Here is a 4,597-nt window from a genome sequence, read left to right as displayed (position 1 = left end):
CCCAAAGCTTACCCATTAATGAAACAACCTAGAAATCAATTACGCCGTCAATTACAGACTGCTTAATTTAACTATATCTTGGCTTATTTCAGTGCCATTCGAATAGAGCCTTAGTTATTGCCTACATAGCTATACTTTGTGCTGACATGAATAACTGCGTGGCAAAACTGGGTGGTACAGAGTAGCCGATAATTGACCCCGCCGTAGCAATTTCGTTGGGGAATTCGTACCAGTCAGAAAAACCCTGTAACCTTGCTGCACCTTGAATTGACAAGGATTTGACTGTACCATCCGGCAACCAGATATCAGCGAACCTACTACGGTTGCAACCTTTGTGATCGGTGAAATGCGATCGCAATATTGTATTGCAGGGTAGATGCCCAGGCTTATACTTCATTCCGTTGCGCCCCCCAACTCTCTCTAGTAGCAGTGGCGTTGGTTCATTAGCCGTCAGAAATTGTTCTACCGCTTGCTGTTGCTTGAGCAGTAGTTGAGAGTCGAGCATCGTAGGGATGAGATGCGCGATCGCATCATGCCAACCGATAGGGTCAGATGTAGGTGGTAATAAGATAGTCAAATCCCGGCAAGCAACCAAAACTAATCGCCGCCGCGCCTGGGGCAACCCAAAGTCAGCCATGTTGACCACGCTGTAGTTGACCGAGTACCCCTCTTGTTCCAAAGCATTTAGGATGATACTGAAACTCTGACTGTTCTGATAGCGTGGGACATTTTCGAGAGTGAACACCCGTGGCTGCAACTGTCGGATGGCTTCTGCAACAGCCAGCGCAGCCGTCAGATCGTCAGCCGTTTCAATACCCTTACCCGCTTTGGCTGTGTGGGCTTGGCTGAAGTTGGCACACACCGGGGAGGCATGGAGATAGTCGGGGCGGCGGGGAAAATCTAGAAATCCTGACTGTGCTACTTCTTGCACTGTTAGCTGGACAACTCTACAGCCGTATTCGCTAAAGTTGCGGTGATGGGTTTTGGCGATCGCCCGACTCAGTTCTGGTTTACTTGGGTCAAACTCTACTGCAATGACTGGGCGAATACCAGCTTGAACCATCCCAGCTTCTATTCCGCCGCCGCCTGCGAAAAGTACTACAGCGATCGGGGCATCATTTGGCAGGACTGGTTTTATTTTTGTGTTATCAAAATTTTTGCAGACATCTAATTGTGGTGATGGCTTTTTGGCTTTCGCTTTTTTGATAAAGGCGGTAATATCTTCTCTGGTTGCCCCCTGTTGTTGTAGTGTCCGAATCATGTTGACAGCGCCAGGGGGAATTGAGCCGATACTTTTGCTTTTCCAAACGCCGTTGTGTTTTTCCTTCCAATTAAACCCCCATCGCCAACAAAAGGGGTCATTTGGGTCACGTTCACCAATTACACGGGGATAAAAAACGGTTGAGCCATCGAGTAGCTTTTTAGTTTCGAGGTACGGATAGAGGCATCCTTGACTATGAGGCTGTGGGGCTTTAAGGTCGTTCTCTAAGAATTTTTCGGGTGTTACAGATAACTTAACTATTACTGTTTCAGTCATGCAGCCACCTCCATGATTAAATCATCGGGTACTTCAAAAATCCCCAGTTGTCCAACGTAAGGAATTGGTGTAATCTCTCGCGGATTCTCCAGCTTCCAATGGTATTGCTCAGGCATCCCCCAACCAGATGCAACTTGTGAAAACTTGCAATCAACTATTGTGACAATACCGATGACTTGACCGCGACGGAGAGAGATTAACTCTGGGATTACTACTCCCATTCCTTGACAAAATTCTCTCGCTACCTGGTACTCTTTTTTGGTACAGGTTTTGGCTGCGTGAATCAGAATGTCGCCGCGATAATGAATGGGCCAGCCACGGTTTTCAATATCCTTTAGAGCATAGATAATTGCCCATGCCCAAGGCTGACGGACGGATAGCGCTTTCACTGATTTTAAAACTCCAATGACTGAACATAAGCGTCTGATGCGGCAATTACCAGAGATATAGATGCAATGCAACTGTGCAACTGCCTAGTAACTTCTTATTTATAGGTTTTGAAAGATCATTGTTGATAGAACCTGAAGAAAAAAAGCTGTTCATTTTGGTATAAAGTGGAAAGTATCATGCACTGATTCCCACATTTATTTTGTTGTTATTTTTAGCAGTTACAGATTTACTCAAGTCTTTAATTATCTGTAGAGTGTGGAATGATAAAGAAAGAGAAATAGTAAACTGGGAAGCGGAGGTTTTGATCTGATTTCCTCCGCTTTTATCCTTATGATCCTAATTGGTCTAACCAAGCTACTAAATCTTCAACTGATGAAAAATCTAAAAATGCTTCTCCTAATGCCTCTAGTTGCTCCGTAGATAATTCTCGAATTCGTTCAATTATTAATATATCAATTTCTCCAAAACGGCGATTTAGCTGGCGATAGAAAAATTTGAATTCTCCTTTCTGCAAAATATCCTGATAGATAACAGATTCCTGCATAATATCCTCCCGTAAAAATTGACGAATTAAATCTTTTTCAAACCTTAAACCTGCAAATATCTCTGTACATCCAGCAATGTTCTGCCTTTCATCCCTATCTGGAATTTTAGCGATGTTTTGAGCTACTTGGGATAATAAATTTGCTGGGGAATCAGTTCGAGTTAAAGGCGCAAGAGGCAATAGCGCTGGATTATCCAGAAAAAAAGCTGAATCTTGTTCCCATAACCGTATAACTCGATAACGGTGAATTGTGAACTCATCCGTGTATTCTTCAGTAAATGCAATGGGGTCACTGCTTTGTTGCAAGAAGATCACGACTTGGGTTACTGGTGTGTTATATTGCCGTTTCAATCTCACGTAATAGTCTAATACCCGCAAAGGAATCGGCGGATTAGATTTGGGGAGAGTCTGAAACTCAATATGCAAAATCCGACTACTTGTTTGCAAAAATGTCACATAATCTGCGCGGATTGGATCTATTGAAAGTTCAGTTTTAAGTACTGTAACTTCTGTATTCTTATCTGGTAGCAACCACTTGGCAAACTCGGCTGGATACAATTCAGCTAAGTACTTGGCAGTATTATCGTAACTCAATTTTTTCACCCTTATTTCAATGAAGATTTAGTTTTTCCAATCCAGTTTGTTTACTTTGTCAATGGTCAGGAAATTCATCTTCATCATAATCTTCTCCTCTTTTGGATTTAGACTAAACCAACACTACTTTTTTGTTATATCTTTTAGCTGATTCCATCACTGGAGTGTTACTTGCATGAACACTTACAATGCTCAGGTGAACTCCTGTTGTATTTAATATTGAGACTTAGCCAAATTTTTAAACTGTCCAAATCTTTCATCAAACAAGAGATTAACAGTCGTTTCACTACTAAACCGGCTTTTCAAAACTGAAACTTCAAAAATGCCTTTTTGGGTAGTCTGCTTGTCGTAGTAATCTTCCCGATACAAACCCAACATCACAGCAGCCTCCTGTTCAAATCCTCCCGATTCCCGAAAATCTGCTTTAGTTGGACGCTTTTCGGAACGTGAATCAACTTCTCTTTTTAACTGCGCTAAACCCAAGACAGCGCAATTGAATTGTTTAGCGATCGCCCTGAGTTGTTTCAAAATGGAGTCAATTTCTTGTACACGATTTTCGCCACGTTCACGGCGCATTGGTTCAATCAACTGCACATAATCCACAATCACCAAACTGACTGACCCGCAACGAGCTTGTATATCTTGCAAATCACCCTTGATTTGTGAGGTGGTGATTACAGGGTTGTCATTCAACCAAAATGGTAGCGCCATCCCCTCAGCACAGGCTTGAGCTAAAGGATTCCAGTGAGATTCCCGGAGTGCATTGCGTTTAAAAAGCAGATCAGCAGGAACATTGAGTGCTGCCAGTCTAGATCCGGGCCTTTTTGACCATTTGTGAGGCAGACATCTCTAAAGCGAAATAGGCGGTTGTTAAGCCGCTAGCAGCAGCCCGAATGCCAATATCTAATGCCCAGGTGGACTTGCCGATTCCGCCTCGACCTCCAACAACGGTCAAAGCACCAAAAGGCATCAAATCACCGGAGGCTGTAGAAAGTCGCTGCTTGTAAGAAGGGCAGAATACCGAAGGCACAACAGGCTCCCGTCTAGTGTAATTACTCCCTTCGAGTGGGCGAGGCAGCAAAGGATTGTGATTGCGATGTTGGGAGAAACTGTGTATACGGTGGATGGTAAGGCTGTGGAGTTGCTCTCGATGATGCGGCGATTTCAAATGTAGAAGTAAATACTGCTCACTATGTCAACTACCTGCATATATAACTATAAATATAAATTTATTATCAAGCAACTAATATAATATTGACTGTATTAATGATGGCTATTAACTGTGTTAACTTTCCTTGCATTCTTCTGAAAACCGTGAAATATTAGAACTATAAAGTTCGCTATCGATAAACTTCGAGCGGCTTCCACCAAAGTATTTGTCACGTTGGACATTTAAAGCCAGCCACTATATGTGCTGCTGCAATAGTATTGTGCCCAAGTCTAATGTCTTGAGGCGAACGTTATTGTGCGCCCGTTGTCTTTTACGTTGACAAAGCCTGCATCTATATCCCTATACGTAAAAAATCTTTGTG

General features: G+C 42.9%; 5 protein-coding genes. All 5 read right to left on the bottom strand.

What is annotated here, in order from left to right; translation table 11 throughout:
- Positions 1 to 121 precede the first annotated feature (121 nt).
- Complete coding sequence (locus H6G26_RS38875; RefSeq protein ID WP_190737129.1) at positions 122 to 1,537, bottom strand: DNA cytosine methyltransferase; 1,416 nt, start codon at positions 1,535 to 1,537, stop codon at positions 122 to 124.
- Positions 1,534 to 1,926, bottom strand: a complete 393-nt coding sequence (locus tag H6G26_RS38870) for an ASCH domain-containing protein (RefSeq protein WP_190737127.1) — start codon at positions 1,924 to 1,926, stop codon at positions 1,534 to 1,536. The genes H6G26_RS38875 and H6G26_RS38870 overlap by 4 nt, the downstream gene beginning before the upstream one ends.
- Before the next feature lie 329 nt (positions 1,927 to 2,255).
- Positions 2,256 to 3,065, bottom strand: coding sequence for a DUF4351 domain-containing protein (locus H6G26_RS38865; RefSeq protein ID WP_190737125.1), 810 nt, complete (start codon positions 3,063 to 3,065; stop codon positions 2,256 to 2,258).
- Between the two features lie 213 nt (positions 3,066 to 3,278).
- The gene (locus H6G26_RS38860; protein WP_277883964.1) at positions 3,279 to 3,845 is read right to left on the bottom strand and encodes a DnaB-like helicase C-terminal domain-containing protein; all 567 of its coding nucleotides are present in this window, start codon (positions 3,843 to 3,845) and stop codon (positions 3,279 to 3,281) included.
- A 28-nt stretch (positions 3,846 to 3,873) separates the two neighbouring features.
- Positions 3,874 to 4,233, bottom strand: a complete 360-nt coding sequence (locus H6G26_RS44085; RefSeq protein ID WP_190737122.1) for a DnaB-like helicase C-terminal domain-containing protein — start codon at positions 4,231 to 4,233, stop codon at positions 3,874 to 3,876.
- Positions 4,234 to 4,597 lie beyond the last annotated feature (364 nt).

The organism is Nostoc sp. FACHB-888 (assembly GCF_014696655.1).
Classification (GTDB): domain Bacteria; phylum Cyanobacteriota; class Cyanobacteriia; order Cyanobacteriales; family Nostocaceae; genus Nostoc.
The sequence above is the reverse complement of the archived record's forward strand: the minus strand, read 5'-3'. Positions and strand labels throughout refer to the sequence as shown.